This is a genomic window from bacterium, assembly GCA_027622355.1.
Lineage (GTDB): Bacteria > UBA8248 > UBA8248 > UBA8248 > UBA8248 > JAQBZT01.
In genome coordinates, this window is sequence record JAQBZT010000300.1 from 1 (window position 1) to 3,407 (window position 3,407).

Here is a 3,407-nt window from a genome sequence, read left to right on the forward strand (position 1 = left end):
CAGCGGAGAAAGCTGCTGATGCGGGCGGCTTTTTGATTTCCCAGCCCCGCGGGGCGGACCGCCTTCGCGATGGCGGAGGGCGGCGCATCCGCCACGGCGTCCCAGCCGGGAAAGCGGGTTTTCAGGCCTTCAAAGGCGAGATCGCGATTGTGGTCGGTCGTGCTCTGGGAAAGCAGGGTGCTGATGAAGGCATCGAGAATGTCGGCGCGCGCCGGCCGCTGCGGGATGCCGAAGCGCTCCCGGAGTCCATCGGCCACGCGCAACAGCTTTCTCCGCAAATCGGCACTGCGGTTGGAGGAGGGCACGCTGGTCTTTCCTCGCGCATTCGGGTAGGGGCCGCGGTTCGCCCGGCGGCCCTCATGCGCAAATTAGAGGATGGATCGGGAGGGATGCAAACTTCCTAGAAGTAGAGAAAAGCCGGAGGGGCCGAGGGGAAGCGGGCACCCTCGGCCGAGATGTTCCGCAAACCGGGCACGGGCAGGGATGCGGGAGCCTCCGCAGGGCGGCGGATATTCTTCGGGGGCGGCGGAGCGATAAGGCGGACAATCGGCCCGGGCGTCTCCCCTTTCCGGGTGTTTTTGTAGGCCTCGTGAACCCGCTGGAGGCCCCGGTATTCGCGGATGACCTTCCACACGTATCTTCTGGTTTCATCGTACGGCGGCATTCCCCGGTAGCGCTTCACCGTCTCGGGCCCCGCGTTGTAGGAGGCCAGGGCGAGCCAGAGGTTCCACCCGTGCCGCTGGAGAAGTATTTTGAGATAGCGGGTTCCTCCCTCGATGTTTTGCTGGATGTCGAAGGGATTTTGCACGCCCAGGTGACGGGCCGTGATTCCGTTGATTTGCATCAGCCCCATCGCCCCGCGCCGGGAGACGGCCTTGGGGTTACAGTTGCTTTCCACGCGTATCACGGCCTGGATGAGGAGGGGGTCGATTTTGTGGATCGAGGAGAAATAATGAATGTTCCAGTAGATGTCGTCGTCAGGGTGAAGTGCCAATCTATCGTTTAAAATCAACGAGTTGGGAGAGAATAATTCCGCCTCTGGGGGGTTGCCTCCGGGTCCGGGGATGCGCGCGGCCGAGGTTGGCTCCGGCACCTCACCGCCGGTTGAGGCGAAAAGTATGCTGCCGAAGGGAGAGTAGGCGGTCACGGCCGCCAGAATGGAAAGCGCGGCCAGCGCCCTCCGCGCGTCTCGCCAGATGTGCTTCTGCCCTCTTGGAAACGGGGAGAGATTCTCCAGAAATATGAGGCCCAGATAAATCGCAACAAGGGCGATGAATATCGTCAGAGGCATCAATTTTTCTCACACGGGCGATGGGTGAAGTAGGCGGTATTTCCAGTGGTGTTTCAAAAGAATTGCTTCCTCGCCCCACGCGGGAAGCAGATGAGGGAGGGACCGTTCGGCCCTTCCCGGAAGCGGGAGCAGGAGCCTCCCTAACTTCCAATTATGAAACTAGAGGAAAAATGTGACGCAAGCAACACAAAAAGTGCCGATTGGATCACAGGTTTTCCAGAATATCGGGTAACGCATTGAAAATGCGGTCGGGATCGGATTTCTCCAATTCCGCCTCCGGGGTGTAGCGGCTGCGGACTGCCCAGGCGCCCACGCCCGCGGCCTTGGCCGTTGCCACATCGATCGGGGTGTCCCCGACCAGGACGGCATCTTCAGGGCGGATGTTCAAATCGGCGAGGGCGGCAAAAACCATGGCCGGATTGGGCTTGGGCGGAATGCCCTGCTGGTTCGCGTAGACCACCTGCATTTTGCTCAACAATCCGAAGTGCTCGAGCTGGCGAAGGCAGTAGTTCCGGCTCTTGTTGGTGACGCAGGCGATCGCGAGGCCGCGCTTTTCGACGGCCTCTAGGGTTTCCGGCACTCCGGAGATGAGTTCCGTTCCGGTGAGAAAGTGCGACTCGTAGTGGGCGCGGTAGATGCGGCAGGCCTCCTCCGCCACTTTTTCCCCCCAGAGTTCGGTAAAACGGTTCTCCAGGGTGGGGCCGATGGAGGCGAGGATCTCCTTGTTCGACATCTCGGGTTTTCCGAGGTCCCGGCAGGTCAGTTGCATGCAGCGGGCGATGCCCGCATAGCTGTCCACCAGGGTTCCGTCGTGGTCGAACAGGACGGCGCGAATCGGCACAGTGTTACTCCCGGAGTGAAAGCCGAATGGGGAGGATTTCCGCGTGATAGAATGGGCACAGCCACAAAGGGCCGCACTTTCGCCAAACTTCGGCCGAACCATAACATTGCGGAAAAAAAGATGAAACAGGACAACGCGTTTGCCATCCCGCCGGATTCGCCGAAGGGGCGCGTCCTCGCCGAGAAGATGGACCTCCTGGGCCTGGAGGTGGGGGCGCTCGAAGCTTTTTGCGAGACGATGGGAGAGCCGACCTACCGCGGCCGGCAGCTTTTCTCCTGGATCTACGAGAAGGGCGTGTTCGACATCACCCAGATGACCGATCTGCCCCTGGATTTCCGGGGCCGGCTGGCGGGGTACGCGCGCGTCGGCCATCTCCAGCCGGATGTGGCGGGTGCCGATGCGGAAGGGACCCAGAAGATCATCTGGCGGCTTTGTGATGGCGTCCGGGTGGAGAGCGTCCGGATTCCCATGTCCCGCCCGGATGGCCCGCGGCGCTGGTCGCTCTGCATCTCCACCCAGGCCGGATGTGCCATGGGATGCGTCTTTTGCCTCACGGCGAAGATGGGTCTTGTGCGCCAGCTCTCCGCCTTGGAAATCGTGGCCCAGTTCCTGGCCGCGAAAAACCTGCTTCCCGAAGGCGGCCGGTTTCACAACGTCGTTTTCATGGGGATGGGCGAGCCGCTCGATAATTTCGAGGCGGTCTGCCGGGCGGCGCGGATTTTGACCCACCCGCTCGCCGCCGGTGTCTCGCCCCGGCGCCTGACGGTTTCCACCGTGGGGGTGGCTTCGCGCCTTGCGGACTTCGTCCGCGAAGTGCCGGGTGCCGGTGTCGCCGTTTCGCTGAACGCCTCGGATGAGGCGACGCGCAGCCGCCTGATGCCGGTGAACCGCAAGTGGAGCCTCGCGCACCTGCTCGATGTATGCCGGGATCTGCCGGTGGCCGAGCGCGACCGGATCACGTTCGAGTACGTTCTTCTCGGCGGCGAAAACGACAGCGAGGCGGACGCGCGCCGCCTGTGCCGCCTTTTGGGCGGAATCCGCTGCAAGGTGAACCTGATTCCCTGGAATCCCTTTCCCGGAGCTCCGTTTGTGCGTCCCGCCGGGGAGCGCGTCGCCGCCTTCCGGGAGATTCTCCTCCGCTCCGGCCTGACGGCCACCGTGCGCTACAGCAAGGGGGTGGAAATCGGGGCCGCGTGCGGACAGCTGGCGGACGCGGCCCGGCTCCGCGAAAAAGGGTTTCCCCTCGCCGGGGGCACCCTGCGCGCGGCGCCGCCC

4 protein-coding genes are annotated in these 3,407 nt (G+C 63.1%); 1 reads left to right on the top strand and 3 read right to left on the bottom strand.

The features are described 5' to 3' along the window. From O2807_13790 to O2807_13800, 3 genes are all read right to left on the bottom strand, one after another. A partial coding sequence (locus O2807_13790; protein MDA1001573.1) for a DNA lyase occupies positions 1 to 305 on the bottom strand: 305 nt, incomplete at its 3' end. 95 nt (positions 306 to 400) lie between these two features. Continuing rightward, positions 401 to 1,291, bottom strand: coding sequence for a lytic transglycosylase domain-containing protein (locus O2807_13795; protein ID MDA1001574.1), 891 nt, complete (start codon positions 1,289 to 1,291; stop codon positions 401 to 403). A 205-nt stretch (positions 1,292 to 1,496) separates the two neighbouring features. Further along, positions 1,497 to 2,132, bottom strand: a complete 636-nt coding sequence (locus O2807_13800; GenBank protein ID MDA1001575.1) for an HAD family hydrolase — start codon at positions 2,130 to 2,132, stop codon at positions 1,497 to 1,499. A gap of 120 nt (positions 2,133 to 2,252) precedes the next feature. Between O2807_13800 and rlmN the strand changes: the two genes are divergently transcribed. Beyond that, positions 2,253 to 3,407: 23S rRNA (adenine(2503)-C(2))-methyltransferase RlmN (rlmN, locus tag O2807_13805; protein ID MDA1001576.1), on the top strand; the 1,155-nt coding region annotated here is incomplete at its 3' end.